Below are 19,228 nucleotides of genomic sequence, written 5' to 3' on the forward strand. Positions count from 1 at the left end.
CTTCGTGGTCACCATTCCATGCAGGTCGTTTCCGGTGGGATTGACCGGCCCACCTCGACAGCGCCCAGAAGGGCGGGCTGAATATCAAGGGCTGGCCTGGAACGCGCTTCGGGCAGTAACGGATAGGGGAGTGATAACGCCGCGCTAGTTAAGCGTCAGGTCGCCATCGTACTCAATGCACCTGGGCTCATGTGTCACAGGATCAGTGAACGCGAAGCCCTTGGAGAGCAGCTGCAACGGGCGCGTGACGTCATCCGGCGAGAGCGGCTGCAGCACCGGGTAGTAGCGGTCGTTCAAAATCGGCCAGCCGAGTGATTGCATGTGCAGGCGCAGCTGGTGGCGGCGCCCGCTGACGGGGTGTAATTCGAACAGCGCCTGCGCGTCGGTTTGCTGCACGCAGCGGATCACCGAGTGGCTGTTGGCGTCGCCCTCACCAATGCGCATGCGAAAGCCCTGCTCGCTTGGCTCGATGCGATTCTTGACCTCCCACTCGCGACCCATCCATGACGTATGGCCGTCTACCTCGGCGATGGCCTGATAGGTCTTGTGAATCTGTTGTGATTTGAACAGCTGGTGATATAGCGCGCGGGTCTCGGGATTCAGCGAGCAAAGCACCAGTCCTGCCGTCACTCTATCCAGACGATGCACCGGCTGCAGCGCCTCGATCCCCGTGCTTTTACGCAGCCGCTGTTGCAGGCACTCATTGACGTAGCGCCCGCCGGGCGTGACGGGCAGAAAGTGCGGTTTGTAGGCCACCAAAATGTGCTCATCGCGATAGACCGTATGCTCGGCGAAGGGGATGCTTGGCTCGCTGGCCACTTCGCGATAATAGAACACGCGAAGATGTGGCTTGAAGAATGAGGCCGGCGTAATCCAGCTGCCGTCATCGCGATGCACCTTGCCGGTGGCCATGCGCTCACGCCATGTCGCCTCCTCGATGGCCGGAAACTTGAGCAGCAGATACTCAAGCACCGTTGACACACCGGGATTGACCTGCGGCAGGCTCAGCTTCGAAGGGCGTTGGGAAATGGACATGGAATGCATCACAGGTTGGGAAGGGGATGGGGGAAAAGTGGTGAGAAAACCTCACCCTCCAGGCAGTCGCGCTAGTGTAACCGAGAGAAGTATTCGTGTCGGGCGAGACATGCCTCTTCTGTCAGCCTGGTTGTCCGGTTGGCGCTATCGTCTTCGTGAACTGGCTGCGAGAGCGGTAGGGAAGGCGAGAAGCTCACCGTTAGGGTGGCGTCACTCGCCATGGCGATTAGCCCCTTTGCGCTTCACGACGACCTCAAGCCCCATCAGGTCCAACACATCCAGCACCTTTTGCAGCTGCAGGGTGGGCTTGCCGCGTTCCAGGTCGACGATAAATCGGTTGCCGGTGCCTGCAAGGCCGGCCAGGTCCATCTGTAACAAGCCTTGTTCAGTACGGAGTTTACGGACCAGTTGGCCCAGCTCTTCGCTTTGGCGAATGGTCGTGGGGGAAGGGGCGTTATCGATTGGCATAGGGCGCCTGCTTGTGATTACCGTTCGGTAATAATAGGCGCGGTTTTGGTACGTAGCAATCACATAATTACCGTTCGGTAACTTTTACGCTTATAAAGCGAAAAGCGGCCTTTTAATTACCGTTCGGTAATTCTTTATGCACGACGGGATCACGATACTGGAACGTAACCGCTGTACTGCTTAAAAGATCAAAAACAGCTGCCAGGGGCTCAGTAAGCAACGCTCACACAATTGTCCTGATACAGCGGGTCATCGGTGCCAAGCGCTAGCCGCTTGGTGGCGGTGTTGTAGTAGAAGCGACCGGGATCAAAGCCTGAAAGCGCGTAGTCGCCGCACACCCCATAGCCCTTGTTGACGCGCTCCAAGTCGGAGATGTCGGCCGGTGCGGGGCGGTCAAGGCGTTCGGCTATCGTCGCGGCGATGTGGGCATCGCGCTGGGCCTCGGAGTAGGCTTGGCTTCCGAATATCAGGCCCGCCACGACGAAAATGGCGACGACGGGAATCCATAGGTTGTGCATAGCGTGTCCAGTGAGAGGGTATGGAAGTGTATCAATTCGGCCGAGAAATTATTTAGCAGGATAATAACTTTTTGCGCAGCCCATTTCATTGATTGGCGAGGGTTTGGTCGTCACTAAGGGCGTTCGAGAACCTGAAGACACTCAACGGTTGTACGAGAATGAAGGTTTCAGGGTAGCTCTTGTCAGCTTCATGGCGGTTTACTTAAAGTCGATGCGTTGGGTCGGCCGACAACGTTGGCTTTGCCGTCGATTAGCGCTTGAGCCGAATAAACGCCATAATCGGCTCATAATTTGATTCGAATAAGCGTGGTAATCGGCTCATGTATATTTGGGAGCAGCGCAACTGGCCTTCGTTCGAGTGGAGTGAGCCCGCTTTGCGCCCCCTGCTGGATGCCATAAGGCTGCTGCAAGGCCGCGTGGTGGGGCGAACGGATGCAACGTCTGAACACACGGATTTAACCGTGGAAATGGACGCGCTCATTCAAAACGCTATTCGCACCAGCGAGATCGAAGGGGAGCGTTTGGACGTGGGGTCCGTGCGCTCATCGGTGGCTCGCCATTTGGGGTTAGAGCAGGCGGGCGTTACTCACCGAACCACGCCGGAATCTGAAGCGCTGATCGAGCTGCTGCTTCAATCGACCCATCAGCCCGATGATCCCCTCTCCCTGAAGCAGCTATGCCACTGGCAGTCTTTGCTCTTCGTGCAGCGTCCTGGTCTGATAAGCGAGGTACGCGTTAATGAGCTACGCGGCGATCATCCCATGCAGGTCGTTTCGGGTCGGATAGATCGTCCGAAGGTACATTTTGAGGCGCCACCGCGTGCCCGATTGGCAGGGGAGCTTGAGGCGTTCCTGGAGTGGTTCAACCAGCCGCCGGAAGGGCTCGACCCCCTGGTTCGAGCCGGTATTGCCCACCTTTGGCTGATTACGCTGCACCCGTTTGATGACGGTAACGGGCGCGTTACGCGTGCAGTGACCGATCGAGCGCTGGCCCAGGCTGAGCGGCAGTCCGTGCGCTTTTATTCACTCAGCGCGGCAATCATGGCCCGGCGCGAGGCCTACTACGATCATCTTGAACGTACTCAGAAGGGCGGGCTGAATATCACACCCTGGCTTGCGTGGTTTCTGGATACACTCAAAGAGGCACTCGAACAGGCACTATTGCGTATTGACCGGGTGCTGCTGAAAACGCATTTCTGGCAGCGCCATGCCACCACGGTATTAAGCGCGCGGCAGATCAAGATACTTAATCGGTTACTGGATAACGCGGGGGAAGAGTTCGTACAAGGTATCAATGCGCGCAAGTACCAGGCACTGGCTAAGGTGAGTAAGGCGACCGCCACGCGAGATATGACCGAGTTGGTGGAAAAGGGCTGCTTTTACAAGCTGCCTGGTGGTGGGCGTAGTACGCGTTATGCGGTGTTACTTGGGCGAACTGTGGAGGGCTCTTTGTAGTGGCGATCTTTGCTGTTTAAGGGTGATCGTTACTGAAAGGGGGGGATTAAGCAAGCAGCTAACTCATACTATGACCACAAGGCACTTCAAGGATTTGTTTATTAAATGCCTTATAAAGTCACTCTGAGTGACTTTTTTTGTTGTTTATTAAACTCCGCCCATTGTGTCGGTTTATAGAAAGTGTATTTTAGTCATTATGAGTGATCAAAATGATGGAAAATTAAACCGCCTGCTGACTGGACTAAACGATACCGGCGTGGTTTCCAGCCGGTGGCTAAGAGCGCATGGCTATTACAGTAGCTTGTTGGCCCGCTATGTCGCTAGTGGTTGGCTGGTCTCCCCGGCGCGTGGTGTGTACATGCGTAAAGGAGGCTCTTTGAAATGGGAAGGGGTGGTGCGCACGGTGCAAGAGACGGAGGGTTTGTCGCTGCATATAGGTGGGCGCTTTGCGTTGGCTTGGCTGGGGCATGAGCACTACCTGCGGTTGGGCGAAGCCGCCGTTATCACACTCTTCGGGCCGGATCGCTTACCAGGGTGGGTATGCAAATTGCCGTTGGTGGAACGGGTCGACTACTGCGGCAAGGGACCTTTTGATCTACCCGATATTCCGCTTACTGATGAGACAACGGATCAGGCGTTGCTGAACCTTGGGCTGGAACGGCGTGAAGCGATGCCGAGCGGTGTGCTGGTGTGTTCGACACCGGAACGAGCCATGCTGGAGATGTGTGATGAGGTGTCTGATGCGGGTGGGGTCTACGAAGTGGATGCATTAATGCAGGCCATGGCCACCCTACGCCCTCAGCGGCTTGAAATGCTGTTGCGCCATTGCCACAGCATCAAGGCTAAGCGTCTGTTTCTCGCGCTGGCCGAGCGTCATGGGCACGCCTGGTTTTCACACCTATCGATAGAGGGGGTGAATCTCGGCAGTGGGAAGCGTTCGCTGGTGCCTGGTGGCCGCCTGCATCCCACGTATCACATTGTTCTGCCGGGAGACCTTGATGAGCAGCTGGGATAAACGCTACAGCGACCGTGTGCAATTGCTGGTAGATATCCTGCCGGTGCTGGCAAAGGAAACCCGCTTTGCACTGAAGGGGGGGTACTGCCATCAACTTGTTTGAGCATGATCTCCCCAGGCTATCGGTGGATATCGACTTGACCTGGCTTCCTGTGCAGAATTTTGAGGCAGGTGTGGCGGATATTGCCGCAGCACTAGAGCAGTTGGCGGAGACCTTGCGTGCCCGTCCTTTGCAATTACAAGTGCAAACATCAGGTGGCGCGAACACAGGGGGGATCACACGCTTAATTTGCAGCCGTGGCCGGGCGCGTGTGCAGATTGAAACAACCCCAGTGATGCGCGGCACAGTACACCCGGTTCGAATGATGGTGGTCCAACCGGAAGTCGAACAGGCCTTCGGCTTTGCCTCAACGCAGGTGCTCGATTTTGCCGATCTCTACGCTGGAAAACTGGCGGCGGCCTTGTCTCGTCAACATCCCAGGGATCTGTTCGACCTTGGCTTGCTGCTGGAAGATGAACGGGCCGATGCGACATTATGGCGAACCTTTCTGGTGTATCTAACGTGTAGCCCTAAACCGGCCTGGGAACTTCTGGCTCCCAGGGAACCAGTGGATTTTGAGACGCTCTTCGATGCCCATTTCAAGGGAATGACCGCCAAGCCGGTGACGGCGGCGCAACTGCTTGAGAACAGAGCACAGCTACTGCTATGGATTTCTAAAAAGCTGGATAAGCCCTCATGTGACTTTCTATGGTCCGTCGAAGATGAGCAGCCTGATTTTGAATTGATCCATTTAGAGGAAGCAGCAGCATTGCCAGGGGTAGGGCGAAAGCTGCAAAACCTTACCCGTCGCTCGAAGGCCAAGCGCCAGGCGGATCGCCATGAACTTGAGCAGACCCTGGCACGAATAGCATTTGATGTGTGAAGAGACGCGCTCCGTCCAAGCCGCTATGTGCTTTACTATCTACAACTGTTATTCACGGAGAAAACATCCATGGCCATAGGCGGCTTGATTGGATTGCTGGATGACATTGCCGCCCTGGCGAAGCTGGCTGCCGCGTCACTGGACGATGTAAGTGCAGCCGCTGGGCGGGCAACGGCGAAGGCGGCCGGGGTGGTGGTCGATGATACGGCGGTAACGCCGCAATATTTGCACGGGGTAACGGCAGAGCGTGAGCTTTCGATCGTGAAGCGGATCGCGCTGGGCTCCATTCGCAACAAACTGATAATTATCCTGCCGGCGGCGCTGCTCCTGAATCACTTTTTGCCCGCGTTATTGCCGATCATCCTGATGGTGGGCGGCACCTACCTGGCCTTCGAGGGCGCGGAAAAGGTCTGGCACAAGCTATCCGGCGAGCATGACGATGACAAGCCAGCGGTCGAAAAGGGGCCGGAGGCCGAGAAAAAAATCGTGAGTGGTGCCGTGCGTACTGACCTGATTCTGTCTGCGGAAATCATGGTGATCGCGCTTTCCACGGTTTCTCATCAAGGGTTCTGGTCTCAGCTGGTGAGTCTGATCGTGGTCGCGTTGGTCATCACCATTTTGGTGTATGGCGTGGTAGCGCTGCTGGTCAGGATGGATGATATCGGCCTGAAACTTGCCAAGCGCAAGAGCCCCGGAATACAAACACTGGGTCGTAGCCTGGTGACGGCCATGCCCAAGGTGCTGGCGACCATCTCGGTGGTGGGTACCATCGCTATGCTCTGGGTGGGTGGGCATATTCTAATGGCCAACCTGGGGGCGGATGGCACGGGGTGGTTCAACGCGCCCTACGAATGGGTTCACCATATCGAGCATGACATTGGCGAGGCAACCGGTGCCTTGGGCGGCCTGCTGGGCTGGAGCTTCAATACGCTGTGTTCTGCGGTGATTGGCTTTTTGGTGGGCTCGGTGGTAGTGGGAACGTTTCACCTCGTCGTTCCCTTCAAGAAGGCACATTCGCCGTAGTGGGCGGCCGCAACGGGCGTATCAGGCTGCTTCGACTTCGTTTGCACCACAATCCGCGCAGCGTGGGTGGGTGATGGCCTGCGGTAAAGGCTATTTAAATCCAATATTTTATTGGTTAAAGCGCTTTTATATCGATTAGACGCTAAATATTGGATTTAGAGCCAAGCGGGTAGAGTGGTTTATCGGTTTGGTCGTGAGGGAGGCGGCATTATTCGTTGTATCGGTTATCTACTTAAACACTATGTGCGGCTACCGGCCAGCCGAAGGCCCATGCCGATAAATAGTGTGCCGCTGATACGACTGAACGCTGCTTTCCATCGCGGACTTTGAAAGTGATGCCCCAAGCGCCGTACCGCTAGCGCATAGCTTGAGTGTACGCCAATTACGATCAGCGCGATGGTGAGGTACATGAGGGCGAATTGGCGGGTCACGTCTACCGTGTGATCAAGAAACTGCGGCAGAAAGGCGGATAGAAACAGCAGGGTCTTGGGATTACTGATAGACACCAAAAACGCTTCCAGCAGCAGAGAGCGGTGCCTTGATGGCGTACTGCCCACCACCTGTTGGGCCGCAGCGGGTGTCTTGAAAGAGGTCACTAACTGAGCCACGCCAAGATAAACAAGGTAAGCCGCCCCGATCACCTTCAATACCGTAAACGCGGTGGGCAGGGTGCTGAGCAAGGTGCCCACGCCCAGTGCCACCAGCAAGATGGTGAACAGTTGGGCAAGAAGGTTACCAGTGAGCGCGATCACCGTACCGGTCGCGCCGTACCTTAATGTATTGCGAATGACCAACAGCACGTTGGGGCCTGGTGAGAGGGTAATCAGAAGGTAGGCAATGAAAAACGTCAGCCAAACGTGCAGAGACATAGGGTGTTTTTCCTGACAGGGCTCGCGTTTATTCGAATTTCTTGATTCTGCGCCGGTCTGTAACGCTTATGCAAACAAAGCTTGCCTTTCGCCGTTTTAATACCTGTGCTTCCAGGCTGTTGGATGATGCAGTGAAAATTGATTGCTAATGTGTTTTTATCTTTTGGGTCTCTTCATACGGCGTATCGTAACAACCATAGCTACCGTTCGGTGACTATACGGTCACTTGGACGATCTCGGCCGGTCGGCCAATGGCTAAGTAGAGGAAGGTGCCTTGGCAGGCCATTCCACCCGTCATCTTGAGTAAATCGAGATAGGCAGCGGGAACCTCTGTAGCCAACGCTTGCTGTATTACTGACTGAGCGTTCGGATAACCTTGTCGCTTAGTGGCGCGTAAAAGTTGTTGCACGCGCTATTGTGATCTCTTCACTATCGCCAGAAAGACAATAGCGACTTTTCATCTCGTTTCGTATATGGCTACTATAAGCGCTTTCATTGATAATCTTATTTTTGCTCTCTTTAAGAGCTTATGAGTGCGTTAAATTACTTGCTTGCCGCCAAACGTGCAGCAAGGCCTATAAAGATAATACCCAGTATTCCGTCAATATGGCGCCCTAGCGTAACTTTACTGCTTAAGTAAGCGCCTAGCTTGCTAAAAGATAATGAGAAAAATGTGTTGATAAGTAGAGCCGTGGAGCTCAATAGTAACCCGAGTATCAGGATTTGAGCTGTTAGATTGAAGTCGGCGCTTGTGAATTGCGGTAAAAACATGCTGAAGAAAAGCAAGGCTTTAGGGTTCATTAAATTGTTTAGTAAGCCTTGATACAATAATTGCATTGAGTTTAAAAAATTTGCCTTGGTGTTGTTTTTTGATGCTTTGTCGTTGTTAATCCATGATTTTAATAGATTTAAACCGAGCCAAGCGAGATATAATGCACCGATTGTTTTTATTATTAGTCCCAAGGTAGGTATTGCTTGCATTAGCTGTCCTAAGCCAAAAGCAACGAGAAGGGTTTGAAATATTCCAGCAATAAATACGCCAAGCGATATCATGAAGCCCGCTTTAAATCCACGTGATGATGAGTACGTGGAAATAAGCAACAAGTCTGGGCCGGGAGATATGACCAGGAAAATTGTTGAAACGAAAAAAACGGAGAGCATACTTAAATCGATCATTTTATAACCAGCGTTTATTTGGTTTGTCGCCTGCATAAAAGGTATGGAAGGCAGCATGAAAGCGAGACGGCGTATAGGATACGCCCATGATCTTAAATTGAGTAGATGGCAGTGCCATGCCAAACGCGATTAACAAAACGCTAAAAAGTATAAATGATCATTTGAAGAGTAGAAAGCGCGGATGATCGTGCGGGTATCGTTGTCCAGGCAAGCCGCCTTACCAGCTAGTGTAGGTTCCTGGATAGCAATGCTGGTCGAGTTGGGTTCAGCGCCAATGAAGAGGAGGCAGCAATCTGTTACCCCTTCAGTTTTCCTCATGCGGCGTAGCGTCGTAATCAGAATTCAGCCGCTTGCGTAGTGCCGGGTACCCGTTAGCCACCAACGCCGCCAGCACAATGCTTCCAAAGACATAGCCGGTAATGATCATGCCCTGCATGAGGGGGCTCTGCTGCACCATCCAGCCGTTCGAGGTCGGATGCATGAAAAACAGCAAAGCGAGTGCCGCGAAGAAGCCAAAGCCCGCCGCCAGTTTGAGCTGGTAGCGCAGCAAGTAATAGCGCCCGTACTTTTCGAGTGCGCCGTGTACATTGATCGCTTTCTGGCATTTGAGCACCACGCCCAGGCCCGGGCTCTTCTCCTTGTCCGGGTCGATGCCAAAGCACTTCACCAGCGCCTGCAACCGGGGGCGGCTTCTGATGTCGATCATGGCCACCGTCAGGGTGATCGTTTGATCGATCAGCGGCTTGTAGAGGCGTTCGGCCCCGGGCGGCCAGGAAAGCTGCATGTCGTTGATGAAGTAGGTGTAGACGGTGTAACGCCCGCCGCCGTTGCCTGCGCTGGCGGTACGTTTTTCTTCGATCAGCCGGCCGCGCACTTGGGTGGTGGTGTGCCTGAGCGTGGTGGCCCGCCCCAGGCCGTGGGCGATACACAAGACGCCCAGCGCCGCCACGACCAGATCCAGCACGATCAAAAAGCCGATAAGCAGCAGGGACGCGCGGATATCATCAACCACGAACGCCACCGGCAGCGCCACGCTGAGCACCAGAAAGAACATGCCGAACAGTACCAGTAGGCATTTGAACAACATCATGCGCAGGTAAACCGTGCGGGCGTGGTGCTTTTCCAGCGCCGTTAGAGGGCGAGTGTGCTTGCTCAAGCGGGGCTCCTTATCAGTTGAAAAAGGTCAGTTGAAAGAAAGGCCAGTTGGAAAATGGTCGGATCGTAACGGCCAGCCGCCGTCACTCACCCCTTCAACCTTTCCTCGTGCGGGGTCTCGTCAAAACCTGGGTCGAAGCGCCGGCGCAGCGCCCGAACCACTTTGCTGACAAGCAGGGTGATCAGGAGGAGCCCCGCCAAATACCCCAAAACGGCCAGCAGGCTCAAAAAGAAGTTGATGCGTATCAAAAAATTCGTCGTGGCGGGCTGCATCAAGACGAACAGGCTCAGCGCCACAAGGGCAATGATCACCGCCGTCACCGTGGCGTGGTAACGCAGTAGGTAGTGGCGCCCGTACTTTTCGAGCGCGGCGTGGAGTTGAATGGCTTTGCCGTACTCGAGCACGACCGCCACTTTTCGCGGGCGTGCCTTGGCACAGCCCAGGAAGTCACGAAGCCGGGTCCACGGGCCGCGGTGGCGAATTTCGATCATCGCCACCATCAGCTCGACGTACTGGCCTTCCAGCGGGTCGAAAATGAGGTCGGCGCCGTAAGGCCAGCGCAGCTGAATGTCGTCGATGAAGTCGATACGTAGCGTATGGCGGCCACCGGTCACGGCATTGACCTTTCGGCGGCGCTCGCGTGTGAGCGTTCCGCGCAAGGGGGTAGCGGTGTTGGCAAGGGTGATCTCGTGATATCGGGCATAGGCGATCAATAGCGCGCCCGATGAAACGAGAAACAGCGTCAGCAACGCAATCAAGAGCATAACGGGAGGCGCGAACAGCTTGCCATCGGCAATGAACGCAACGGGCGCCGCCAGGCCAAGCAGCAAAGACGTAATGCCAAGGGCCATGGCCAGGGCGTTGACCAGCGTAATCCCCCGGCGCACCGTCCGGGCGTGAGAGCGTTCAAGCGTTGTCAGTGGGCGAGCATCGTTGCTCAAGCGGGCCTCTCTCGGTCTATCGGTTATTTTCGGGAGCGCGATATAGTATCAGAAACGCACGATGCTCTAACGGGGGCTTTCGTAAGTGATGGCTCGGGCGCTTTCAAGCCATGGCTGGCTGCTTAACTAACTGGCCCCCGCCATCACCAATACCGTCGCTAATAAAGACAACCCAATCCCCGCCATCGCCATCGCACTCACCGCCTCGCGGCGTACCAGCGAGCCCAGCACCACGGGAATCAGCGGATACATCGCCCCGCGTCACGTTAACCGAGCTTGCCCGCTACCCGCTGGTAATGTCCTCCGGCGGGTGTGAAGCGTTGATCCAGCAGTTGTTCGTGAGTACCCAGCAAGAGCGTGAAACCTTCACGGTAGATTTTTGGGTGCGGGATACGCACACCCTGCTACAGATGGTAGCCGGGGAGGTAGGCGTCAGCCTGATGCCCCGGCTGGCCCTGAGCAACAGGCCCGCGGCGGGCGTGACCGCACTGCCTTTATCGCCCACCCGTCAGCGCAACCTGATTGCTTTCTGGCCCCAAAAGCGGCCCTTGAACCCGCTAGGCCAGCAGTGGCTTGGTGAAATTACTCAGCAGCGCGACTCGGTAGCGGGTTTGGCACAATGATGGGAAACGGCGGCAGGTACTGCCGCGTGGCCATGTGCTCATTCTTCCCGATCCCGATCATGGCGCGCCACACCGGGAAAGGGCGGTAGCCACTCTTCACGGCGAAGAGTCCAAAGCTCATATGTCGGCTGTAGCTGATTCGGAGCGTCGAGGGCGCCAAGGTGGATTTCGATCTCCTCTTCGCTAACCGAGAAGACCGATGAGCCGCACACCGGGCAGAAGTAGCGCCCCTGGTAGCTTTGCGGCTCGCCTTCGATCGTGACGGCTTGCCTAGGGTAATCCGCTGCTGCGTAGAAAAGCGCGCCGTGGTGTTTGCGGCAATCCAGGCAGTGACAAATGCCTACACTAAGCGGTTCTCCAAGGGCTTTGAACCGTACCTTGCCACACAGGCAACCACCGGTTAGTTGCTTCATTTTTCACCTCTGCAAGACGTATGTACCCAAGGTAGGCGGCTCTTCACTTTTGTTCCATGGGGCCGTTTCGTATTTCATGAGAAGGGTGTTTTTGAAAAAGCTCCATTTTGTGAACCGTGAGTAAGCCTAAAGAAAAGCTAAAGGAAGAGCCTTGAAGCATAGGAAAGCGACTATGTGAGCCAAATACAAACCCTATTCGGCTCATTAAGTGCGCCGAATGGCCGCCGTAATCGGCTCATTGGTGCCCTGTCGGGCAAGACACGCCTTATTCGATGAACGCATCGCTGTCGGCGGCGGGCGTAACCGCTGTGTGAGCGCTTCATGAATGCTGTGATAGGCCGTGCTGCCTAACGCCAAGCGCAGCGGGTGTGTGGCCAGATTGACGGCATAGATGATGGCGTTAACGGTTTTTAGTGCATCCGGGCGTTCATTGATTTACTGCGCGAGTGATACGCCTTTAGCACCGAGTTCGCACCAGGTTTGTGCTTGGGGCGCGCTATTGGTGCGTAAATAGTCGCCTTAAAGCCAGCCAGCCCCTCAATACCGCGGGTTTAGAAATGGCACAGTCCTTGCTAAGTACTGAGGTAAGTAAACAGTTACTTAACTCAATCAACCTGGAGCGCGACTTCCATCGGCGCCTCGGCAAGGGATCACACCATGAAAACGCAACTCAAGAACGCCAAGCTGAAAACACTCGCCTATAGCGTGGCATTGGGCGCTTTGACCTTCGCCGGCGTGGCAAATGCCAATACGCACATGAAGTTCCACCACGACCTGCCCGAAGATAGCGCCCAGCACCTGGCGGCGGAGCGCTTCAAGCAGGCCGTGGAGGAGCGCAGCGACGGTGAGATCACCGTGCAGCTCTTTCCCAACAACACGCTGGGTGACGATGTCGAGGTGACCCAGCAGATGCAGATGGGCGCGGTGGAGGCGGCCATCATCCCCACGGCCAAGCTTTCGGGCTTCGTGCCCGCCATGCAGATCGTCGACTTGCCGTTTCTGTTCCCGTCGCCAGAGGTCGCCCACACCGTGCTGGATGGCCAGGCCGGTGACGATCTGCTCGCTACCACCGAACAGGTGGGCCTGAAGGGCGTCACGTTCTGGGAGAGCGGGTTCAAGCAGTTCACCTGCAACCACGCCATCGAGGGCCCGGAAAGCTTCGACGGCCGCAAGGTGCGCGTGATGCAAAGCCCGATCATCATGGAGCAGTTCAGCGCCATGGGCGCCAACCCGGTGCCCATGGCTTTCGGTGAAACCTACAACGCCCTGCAGCAGCGCGTGGTGGACTGCCAGGAGAACCCGCTGGTCTCGATTACCCAGATGCGGTTTTTCGAAGTGCAGTCGGATGTGGTCATCAGTAACCACGCGTATCTGGGCTACGCGTTCCTGTTCAGCCAGCGTTGGTTCGATGGCCTAAGCGAAGACGACCAGACGCTGCTGACCGAGGTCGCCCGCGAAGCCACCACCTTCCAGCGTGAAGAGACCGCCCGCCGTGAAGAGGGCTACATCGCCACCATCGAAGAAAGCGGCACTAACGTCAGCTCCCTCGATGACGAACAGCTGGCGGCGTTTCGCGAGGCGACTGCCTCGGTTCACGAGGCCTTCGCCAGCGAGATCGGCATGGATCTGATGGACGAGTTCCAGCAGGCGATCGCCAACGCCGAGTAATACGCCCGCCGCAAGAGGGTCGGTATTCCTCTAGCCCCCTTTTCTTTGAAGTGTTCCTCATTGGGAGTGCGCCATGCGCAAACTTGATGCTTGGCTGTCGCGCAGCGAGGAGGTCGTGATCGGCCTGCTGATTCTATCCGCCGCGCTCATTCTCTTTGCCAACGTGGTGGCTCGCTACGTGTTCAACGACGGGTTCTCCTGGGCGGAGGAACTGGTGCGCTACCAGATCGTCTGGATGGTGCTGCTGGGCGCCAGTGTGGCCGCCCGCCAGGGTATTCACATCGGTATCGATATTCTGCGCCGTTTCAGCCCGCCGCCCATCGCCCGGGGGCTTGAGCTGCTTGTGCACGCGATCTCGATCGGCTTCTGCGCCTTTCTGGTGTTCTACGGCTTTCAGCTCACCGAACAGACCCATCGGTTCGGCCAGGTCAGCTCGGCGCTGCAGGCGCCCATGTGGGTCGTGCAGCTGGCCATTCCCGTGGGCGCTTTGCTGATGGGTATTCGCTTTACCCAGCACTTTTTCCGCGTCCTGCTCGGCCGCCGCCAAGCCGACACCCACCTCGATCAGATTGGATGAATCCATGGTTATCACGTTTCTAGTGCTGTTGGCGGTGTTGATGCTGGTGGGCGCGCCGATCTTCATCGCCCTGGCCGGCTCGGTGATGGCGGCAATGGGCAGCTTCAGCCACATTCCGCTGGCCATCGTCGTCGAGCGGCTGTTCGCGGGGCTGGATAAGTTTCCGCTCATGGCCATTCCGTTTTTCATCCTCACCGGCAGCTTGATGAGCGCCGGCGGGCTTTCGCAGCGCATCATCCGCTTCGCCAACCTGCTGGTGGGCCGCTTTACCGGCGGCATGGGGATGACGGCGGTGTCGTCGAGTATGTTCTTCGGCGCCATTTCCGGCTCCAGCCCGGCCACGGTGGTGGCGGTGGGCTCGCTGCTCTACCCGGCCATGCGCAAGGAGGGCTACTCCGGGCCGTTCTCGATCGGCGTGCTGGTGTCGTCTGGGTCGCTTGGCATCATCATTCCACCCTCGGTGGTGATGATCGTCTACGCGGCGGTCACCGGGGTGTCGGTCGGGGCGTTGTTCATGGCGGGGGTAGGGGCGGGGCTTTTATACGCCGCGTGCTTTCTGCCGTACTGCTGGTACCGTGCCAAGAAAGACGGCGTCGCGCCGATGGACCCGCCCAGCTGGCGCGAGGTGCTGGCCGGGCTGAAAGACGCCTCCTGGGGCCTGGGCGTGCCCGTCGTGGTGCTGGGCGGCATTTACCTGGGTATATTCACGCCCACCGAGGCGGCCGCGGTGTCGGTGGTCTACGCATTGCTGGTCTCGGCGCTGATCTACCGCGAAAAAAGCTTCAAGGAACTGTTCCAGAGCATGATCGATGCGGCGACCACGACCGCCCAGGTAATGATCATTCTTTCGGCGGCGTCGGTGCTGGCCTGGTTTCTGACCAGTAACGGCCTGGCGACCACGCTTGCCAATACCATCCTGTCGCTGTCCGAGAACCCCTACCACATCTTCTTGCTGATCAACGTAACGGTGTTGATCGCCGGTATGTTCCTGGACGCCTCCTCGATCATGGTGATTCTCGCGCCGCTGTTCTACACGGTGGGTATGCGCATCGGTATCGACCCGGTTCACCTGGGGGCGGTGCTCACCGTGAACGGGGCGATCGGCATGTTCACGCCGCCCTTCGGGCTCAACCTGTTCGTGGCGGGCACGTTGGAAGGCGTGGATTACATGCAGACGGTGCGCGGGGCGCTGCCCTTCATCGGCATCGCGCTCGTTGCCTTGCTGCTGCTGACCTACATTCCGGCGGTCAGCATGTGGCTCCCCAATATGGTGTACGGCGGCTAAACGCCTGGAACAAGGATAATCTCAGTGGCAACTTCCACGAAGACGGCCTCGGCCCTGGCGCACTCCCAGGAAGGCGTGGTGACCAGCCCGCACACCCTGGCAACTAGAGCCGGTCGCGAGGTACTGCGCCAGGGCGGCAACGCCGTCGAGGCGGCGATTACCATGGGCGCCTGCCTGGCGGTCACCTACCCGCACTTTACCGGCCTGGGCGGCGATGCCTTCATGATCATTGCCGACGCCCAGGGCGGGGTGCACACGCTCTCCGGCATCGGCCAGGCGCCCAAGGCCAAGCTTGAACACGCTGGCGCGCTGCCCGCCCGGGGGCCAGGCTCGATGCTCACCACGGCGGCCACGGTGGATACCTGGGGGCAGGCCCAGGCGATATCGCGCCAACACTGTGGCGGCCAAATGAGCTGGCAGGCTTTGCTTGAACCGGCCATTGGGCTGGCCGAGGCGGGCTTCGAGGTCACGCCGTCGCAGCGCTTCTGGCTCGATTTCCGCCGTGACGAGATGGCGACGATGCCCGGCGTACAGGCGTTATTCACGGCAAATGGAAAAATGCCCGAGCAGGGCGATATTCTTCGCCAGCCGGAACTGGCCGCGTCGCTGCGCTCGATGGCCACGAACGGCTACCGGGATTTCTACGAAGGCGCGCTGGGCGCAAAAATTGCCGCGGGGCTTGCGGCGGCGGGTTCGCCGCTGACGGCAAAGGACCTGGCGGCCACCCGGGCGCGGGTCGAGGCACCGCTTTCGATGCCTTACCGCGGCGGTGAGCTGCTGGCGCATCGCCCGCCTACTCAGGGTATGACGACGCTGGAGATCATGGGCATTCTCGAGCGCTTCGATTTTACCGGCATCGAAGAGGGCAGTGCGGACTACTACCACCTGCTGGTCGAGGCGGTGAAGCGCGCCTTTCTGGATCGCAACGCCCACCTGGCCGACCCGGACTTTGCCTCAGTCCCCGTCGATGAGCTGCTTTCGCCAGCGCACTTGGAGACGCAGGCCGCCCATATCGAGACGGATAAAGCATTGGCGTGGCCGCACGAATACCAGCATGGCGATACGGTGTACCTGGCGGCTTCGGATCGTTTCGGTAACGCCGTTTCGATGCTGCAGACGATCTACTACGACTGGGGCAGCGGCGTTAGCGTGGGCGATACGGGCATTCTGTGGCACAACCGGGGGGCGGCATTCAGCCCGGACCCAACGCATCCCAATGCGCTGGCGCCGGGCAAGCGCCCCTTTCATACTCTGAACCCGGGCATGTACCGCGTCGATGGCAAGCCGCGCTTGTTGTACGGCACCCAAGGCGCGGACGGCCAGCCGCAAACCCTGGCGGCGGTGCTGACCCGCCTGATCGACTACGGCCTGGACCCGCTCACCGCGCTGAAAAAACCACGCTTTCTATTAGGGCGCACTTTCTCCGACGGGCGTGATACGTTGAAACTGGAAGAGGACGCGGGGGAGGCGGTCTTTTCCGAGCTGACCCGGCGCGGCCATCAGGTGAGCCCGCTGCCCGCCCAGAGCGCGCTGGCCGGCCACCCCGGGGCGGTGGTCATCGACCCCGCCAAAGGCCTTTACGCCGCCCACGACCCGCGCAGCGACGGCATCGCGCTAGGCCTGCCGTGATAGCCAGTTCGAGACAGCAATAGACAACAACAGAGAACAAGGATGTCCCCATGAACGACCGCGAGGCGCTGGGCGAGACACCGCCCGCCCGCCCCGAGAAAACCCGTCGCAACGCGGGTGAGACGCGTGAGCGCCTGATGCAAGCGGCCACGCAGGAGTTTTGCGAATGTGGTTTCGACGGCGCGCGGATGCAGCGCATCGTGCGCGCCGCGGCGTGTAACGTGCGTATGGCGTACCACTACTTCGGCGACAAGGAAGGTCTTTACCTGGCGGTGTTGGAGCGCGTCTACGAGGAGCTTCGGGCCAGGGAGAAAGCGCTCAACCTGGGCGGCCTGGAGCCGGTGGCGGGTATGCAGGCGCTGGTCGAGTTCACGTTTGACCACATGGCCGAGCACCCTGAGTTCACAAGCCTGGTGCGCAACGAGAACCTGCTGGGCGGGCGCATGCTGCGAAAATCCGCCACGGTGGTGCAGCAAACCACGCCGCTGGTGGGCATGATCCGCGATACTCTCGAACGCGGCGAGGCGGCCGGGGTGTTTCGTAGCGCCGTCGACCCCACCCAGCTCTACATCTCGATTCTTTCGCTATCGATCATTCACATCAACCAGCGCGACACGCTCTCGATCATTTTCGAGCAGGACCTGGCCGATGCGCAGTGGCTTTCTCAGCGTCGCACCCACGCAGTCGAGGTCATTCTCTCTTATCTTTGTGTCGAGTCTCGGGTGACTTCATGACCCCGCCCCTGACCCGATCCACCAAGCTTCAAAAAGCCGGTCGATGCATGAGACGGGCATGACGCTGCGCCACCTTCAACTTCGGTAGCAGGGTAATCGTTTACCCGCGGTGGTAGGGTTGAGTGGGCTCGAGGCTTTGTGGCTCGGGCCACTCGATTAACCAAACCAGCGTTGAGGAGGCGTGTATGAAGGCGAATGGCAGGTGGGTAGCAGGCTCTATGCTGCTGACGGTCATGGCGGCACCGGCGATGGCGGAAAACCGCATCGATACGGTGCGCCCGGATGCCCCAGAATTGGCGGCCTATGGCGAGTACCCGGTGGGCGTGCGCGAGTTGACGCTGACCCACGAGGATCAGATCGATATCGCCAACGTGGCCGAGGACGCGACATCAACGGATGAGATGCCGCGCTACGACCGCCCGCTGCCGGTCGAAGTGTGGTACCCGGCAAGCGATGACGCCGAGGGGAGTACCACGCTCGAGGCGTACCTGCGCGATGGCAAGACGCGGGTCGAACTCCAGGGCCAGGGGATGCGGGACGCACCGCCGGCTCAAACGGATGCGCCGTACCCGCTGGTGATCGTATCCCACGGCTATCCGGGCAACCGCTTTTTGCTTTCTCCGCTTGCCGAGAACCTCGCCTCCAAGGGGTATGTGGTCGTCTCGATCGACCATACGGACACCACCTACAGCACCTTGAGCTCCTTCGCGTCGGCGCTGGTGAACCGCTCGAGCGACCAGACGTTCGTGCTCGATGAGATCGCCCGGCTCGGCCAGGCGCCGGAGAGCTTTCTGAACGGCCTGGTCGATGACAACCATACCGCGCTGGTCGGCTACTCCATGGGGGCTTACGGCACGCTGGTGTCCGCCGGGGTTGGGCTTACGGCGCAGGCGGTCGAGGCGCATGACGGCACGTGGCACGCGCCCGCCGGCACCCTCGAGCAGTACCGCTTCGATACCGCGGCTTTTCAAGAGCGTTTCGACCCGCGCATCAAGACCGCCGTCGTGTTTGCCCCGGCCGGGTACTCCTCGGGCTTCTTCGATGAAGAAACGATGAAAGGGCTGAATGTGCCTACGCTCTTCGTGGGCGGCTCGAACGATGACACCGTCGGTTATGAAGACGGCGTTTTACCGGCATGGCAAAACGCAGAAGGCGTCGAGCGGGGCTTGTTGATCTTCGAAGGCGCCAACCACAATGTCGGTGCGCCGATGCCCGCACCAAAAGAGGCCTGGGTAGAGAGCGAGGCGGTGGGCTTCAACCTGGCCATGCACTACACCGATTTCGTTTGGGATAGCGTGCGGATGAACAACGTGTCGGCGCATTTCGTGACGGCCTGGCTTGGCCAGTACCTGAAAGACGAAGAGGCCATGTCGGCGTATCTGGACCTCGTACCGTCCTCCAACGACGGCGTATGGCGCATGGAAGAGGGCGAGCCGACCCCGGAGCACACCTACTGGACCGGGTTCCCGGAGCGCTCCGCCCAGGCGCTGCATTTTGATTTTCTGGAGGCCGACGGTAATCCAGGCCGGTAATGGCCATCGGCCCCTTGTTGGGGGCCAGGGTGTTTTCTTGATCGGCAAAGCCGTCGTCTGCTCTTTGGTAATCGGCGTATCGGTTGGCAGAGAAGGCGACGGCGACACGCGCCAAAAGCATTGGATAACGGAGTTTCGAGGGCGCTGATTGCGGCGAAGGCATTCGGTGGACGTGGCCTGCCGGGCGGG

General features: G+C 58.2%; 20 protein-coding genes. 11 read left to right on the forward strand and 9 right to left on the reverse strand.

Annotated elements, in window-relative coordinates; genetic code table 11:
• Nucleotides 1–144: 144 nt before the first annotated feature.
• From ACWHVV_RS03625 to ACWHVV_RS03635, 3 genes are all read right to left on the reverse strand, one after another.
• Nucleotides 145–1,035 (reverse strand): pseudouridine synthase, encoded by an 891-nt coding sequence (locus tag ACWHVV_RS03625; RefSeq protein ID WP_447928119.1) that lies wholly within the window; start codon nt 1,033–1,035, stop codon nt 145–147.
• 210 nt (nt 1,036–1,245) lie between these two features.
• A complete protein-coding gene (locus ACWHVV_RS03630; protein ID WP_447928120.1) occupies nt 1,246–1,503 on the reverse strand; it encodes a helix-turn-helix transcriptional regulator in 258 nt (85 codons plus the stop codon).
• A gap of 209 nt (nt 1,504–1,712) precedes the next feature.
• Nucleotides 1,713–2,021 (reverse strand): hypothetical protein, encoded by a 309-nt coding sequence (locus ACWHVV_RS03635; RefSeq protein WP_447928121.1) that lies wholly within the window; start codon nt 2,019–2,021, stop codon nt 1,713–1,715.
• Nucleotides 2,022–2,341: 320 nt separating this feature from the next.
• On the opposite strand from ACWHVV_RS03635, the gene ACWHVV_RS03640 reads away from it, so the two are divergent.
• From ACWHVV_RS03640 to ACWHVV_RS03655, 4 genes are all read left to right on the forward strand, one after another.
• On the forward strand, nt 2,342–3,475 hold the full coding sequence (locus tag ACWHVV_RS03640; protein ID WP_447928122.1) for a Fic family protein: 1,134 nt from the start codon (nt 2,342–2,344) through the stop codon (nt 3,473–3,475).
• Between the two features lie 196 nt (nt 3,476–3,671).
• On the forward strand, nt 3,672–4,490 hold the full coding sequence (locus tag ACWHVV_RS03645) for a type IV toxin-antitoxin system AbiEi family antitoxin domain-containing protein (RefSeq protein ID WP_447928123.1): 819 nt from the start codon (nt 3,672–3,674) through the stop codon (nt 4,488–4,490).
• 125 nt (nt 4,491–4,615) lie between these two features.
• Nucleotides 4,616–5,413, forward strand: coding sequence for a nucleotidyl transferase AbiEii/AbiGii toxin family protein (locus tag ACWHVV_RS03650; RefSeq protein ID WP_447928124.1), 798 nt, complete (start codon nt 4,616–4,618; stop codon nt 5,411–5,413).
• A gap of 69 nt (nt 5,414–5,482) precedes the next feature.
• Entirely contained in the window at nt 5,483–6,436 is a 954-nt protein-coding gene (locus ACWHVV_RS03655; protein WP_447928125.1) for a DUF808 domain-containing protein, read from the forward strand.
• A gap of 239 nt (nt 6,437–6,675) precedes the next feature.
• Here ACWHVV_RS03655 and ACWHVV_RS03660 read toward each other — a convergent pair whose 3' ends face one another.
• From ACWHVV_RS03660 to ACWHVV_RS03680, 5 genes are all read right to left on the reverse strand, one after another.
• A complete protein-coding gene (locus tag ACWHVV_RS03660; protein ID WP_447928126.1) occupies nt 6,676–7,305 on the reverse strand; it encodes a LysE family translocator in 630 nt (209 codons plus the stop codon).
• 543 nt (nt 7,306–7,848) lie between these two features.
• Entirely contained in the window at nt 7,849–8,481 is a 633-nt protein-coding gene (locus ACWHVV_RS03665; protein ID WP_447928127.1) for a LysE family translocator, read from the reverse strand.
• 304 nt (nt 8,482–8,785) lie between these two features.
• On the reverse strand, nt 8,786–9,637 hold the full coding sequence (locus tag ACWHVV_RS03670; RefSeq protein WP_447928128.1) for a hypothetical protein: 852 nt from the start codon (nt 9,635–9,637) through the stop codon (nt 8,786–8,788).
• Nucleotides 9,638–9,723: 86 nt separating this feature from the next.
• A complete protein-coding gene (locus tag ACWHVV_RS03675) occupies nt 9,724–10,578 on the reverse strand; it encodes a hypothetical protein (RefSeq protein ID WP_447928129.1) in 855 nt (284 codons plus the stop codon).
• Nucleotides 10,579–10,704: 126 nt separating this feature from the next.
• Nucleotides 10,705–10,830 carry a hypothetical protein gene (locus ACWHVV_RS03680; protein ID WP_447928130.1) on the reverse strand — a complete coding sequence of 42 codons (126 nt, stop codon included), beginning with the start codon at nt 10,828–10,830 and terminating at the stop codon, nt 10,705–10,707.
• 44 nt (nt 10,831–10,874) lie between these two features.
• Between ACWHVV_RS03680 and ACWHVV_RS03685 the strand changes: the two genes are divergently transcribed.
• The gene (locus ACWHVV_RS03685; protein ID WP_447928131.1) at nt 10,875–11,201 is read left to right on the forward strand and encodes a LysR family transcriptional regulator substrate-binding protein; all 327 of its coding nucleotides are present in this window, start codon (nt 10,875–10,877) and stop codon (nt 11,199–11,201) included.
• A 38-nt stretch (nt 11,202–11,239) separates the two neighbouring features.
• Here ACWHVV_RS03685 and ACWHVV_RS03690 read toward each other — a convergent pair whose 3' ends face one another.
• Nucleotides 11,240–11,614 carry a GFA family protein gene (locus ACWHVV_RS03690; protein WP_447928132.1) on the reverse strand — a complete coding sequence of 125 codons (375 nt, stop codon included), beginning with the start codon at nt 11,612–11,614 and terminating at the stop codon, nt 11,240–11,242.
• A gap of 657 nt (nt 11,615–12,271) precedes the next feature.
• Between ACWHVV_RS03690 and ACWHVV_RS03695 the strand changes: the two genes are divergently transcribed.
• From ACWHVV_RS03695 to ACWHVV_RS03720, 6 genes are all read left to right on the forward strand, one after another.
• A complete protein-coding gene (locus ACWHVV_RS03695; protein ID WP_447928133.1) occupies nt 12,272–13,282 on the forward strand; it encodes a TRAP transporter substrate-binding protein in 1,011 nt (336 codons plus the stop codon).
• 73 nt (nt 13,283–13,355) lie between these two features.
• Nucleotides 13,356–13,859, forward strand: a complete 504-nt coding sequence (locus ACWHVV_RS03700) for a TRAP transporter small permease (RefSeq protein ID WP_447895253.1) — start codon at nt 13,356–13,358, stop codon at nt 13,857–13,859.
• 4 nt (nt 13,860–13,863) lie between these two features.
• Complete coding sequence (locus tag ACWHVV_RS03705; protein WP_447527905.1) at nt 13,864–15,144, forward strand: TRAP transporter large permease; 1,281 nt, start codon at nt 13,864–13,866, stop codon at nt 15,142–15,144.
• 24 nt (nt 15,145–15,168) lie between these two features.
• On the forward strand, nt 15,169–16,773 hold the full coding sequence (gene ggt / locus ACWHVV_RS03710; protein WP_447928134.1) for a gamma-glutamyltransferase: 1,605 nt from the start codon (nt 15,169–15,171) through the stop codon (nt 16,771–16,773).
• A 50-nt stretch (nt 16,774–16,823) separates the two neighbouring features.
• A complete protein-coding gene (locus ACWHVV_RS03715) occupies nt 16,824–17,507 on the forward strand; it encodes a TetR family transcriptional regulator (RefSeq protein ID WP_447928135.1) in 684 nt (227 codons plus the stop codon).
• A 185-nt stretch (nt 17,508–17,692) separates the two neighbouring features.
• On the forward strand, nt 17,693–19,039 hold the full coding sequence (locus ACWHVV_RS03720) for an alpha/beta hydrolase family protein (RefSeq protein WP_447928136.1): 1,347 nt from the start codon (nt 17,693–17,695) through the stop codon (nt 19,037–19,039).
• Nucleotides 19,040–19,228 lie beyond the last annotated feature (189 nt).

It is taken from the genome of Vreelandella sp. EE27, assembly GCF_968206495.1.

What these genes read in the sequence shown, in the direction of transcription:
- ACWHVV_RS03625 (WP_447928119.1), bottom strand. Translation starts at nt 1,035, where the DNA reads ATGTCCATTTCCCAACGCCCTTCGAAGCTGAGCCTGCCGCAGGTCAAT.
- ACWHVV_RS03630 (WP_447928120.1), bottom strand. Translation starts at nt 1,503, where the DNA reads ATGCCAATCGATAACGCCCCTTCCCCCACGACCATTCGCCAAAGCGAA.
- ACWHVV_RS03635 (WP_447928121.1), bottom strand. Translation starts at nt 2,021, where the DNA reads ATGCACAACCTATGGATTCCCGTCGTCGCCATTTTCGTCGTGGCGGGC.
- ACWHVV_RS03640 (WP_447928122.1), top strand. Translation starts at nt 2,342, where the DNA reads ATGTATATTTGGGAGCAGCGCAACTGGCCTTCGTTCGAGTGGAGTGAG.
- ACWHVV_RS03645 (WP_447928123.1), top strand. Translation starts at nt 3,672, where the DNA reads ATGAGTGATCAAAATGATGGAAAATTAAACCGCCTGCTGACTGGACTA.
- ACWHVV_RS03655 (WP_447928125.1), top strand. Translation starts at nt 5,483, where the DNA reads ATGGCCATAGGCGGCTTGATTGGATTGCTGGATGACATTGCCGCCCTG.
- ACWHVV_RS03660 (WP_447928126.1), bottom strand. Translation starts at nt 7,305, where the DNA reads ATGTCTCTGCACGTTTGGCTGACGTTTTTCATTGCCTACCTTCTGATT.
- ACWHVV_RS03665 (WP_447928127.1), bottom strand. Translation starts at nt 8,481, where the DNA reads ATGATCGATTTAAGTATGCTCTCCGTTTTTTTCGTTTCAACAATTTTC.
- ACWHVV_RS03680 (WP_447928130.1), bottom strand. Translation starts at nt 10,830, where the DNA reads ATGTATCCGCTGATTCCCGTGGTGCTGGGCTCGCTGGTACGCCGCGAG.
- ACWHVV_RS03685 (WP_447928131.1), top strand. Translation starts at nt 10,875, where the DNA reads ATGTCCTCCGGCGGGTGTGAAGCGTTGATCCAGCAGTTGTTCGTGAGT.
- ACWHVV_RS03690 (WP_447928132.1), bottom strand. Translation starts at nt 11,614, where the DNA reads ATGAAGCAACTAACCGGTGGTTGCCTGTGTGGCAAGGTACGGTTCAAA.
- ACWHVV_RS03695 (WP_447928133.1), top strand. Translation starts at nt 12,272, where the DNA reads ATGAAAACGCAACTCAAGAACGCCAAGCTGAAAACACTCGCCTATAGC.
- ACWHVV_RS03700 (WP_447895253.1), top strand. Translation starts at nt 13,356, where the DNA reads ATGCGCAAACTTGATGCTTGGCTGTCGCGCAGCGAGGAGGTCGTGATC.
- ACWHVV_RS03705 (WP_447527905.1), top strand. Translation starts at nt 13,864, where the DNA reads ATGGTTATCACGTTTCTAGTGCTGTTGGCGGTGTTGATGCTGGTGGGC.
- ACWHVV_RS03715 (WP_447928135.1), top strand. Translation starts at nt 16,824, where the DNA reads ATGAACGACCGCGAGGCGCTGGGCGAGACACCGCCCGCCCGCCCCGAG.
- ACWHVV_RS03720 (WP_447928136.1), top strand. Translation starts at nt 17,693, where the DNA reads ATGAAGGCGAATGGCAGGTGGGTAGCAGGCTCTATGCTGCTGACGGTC.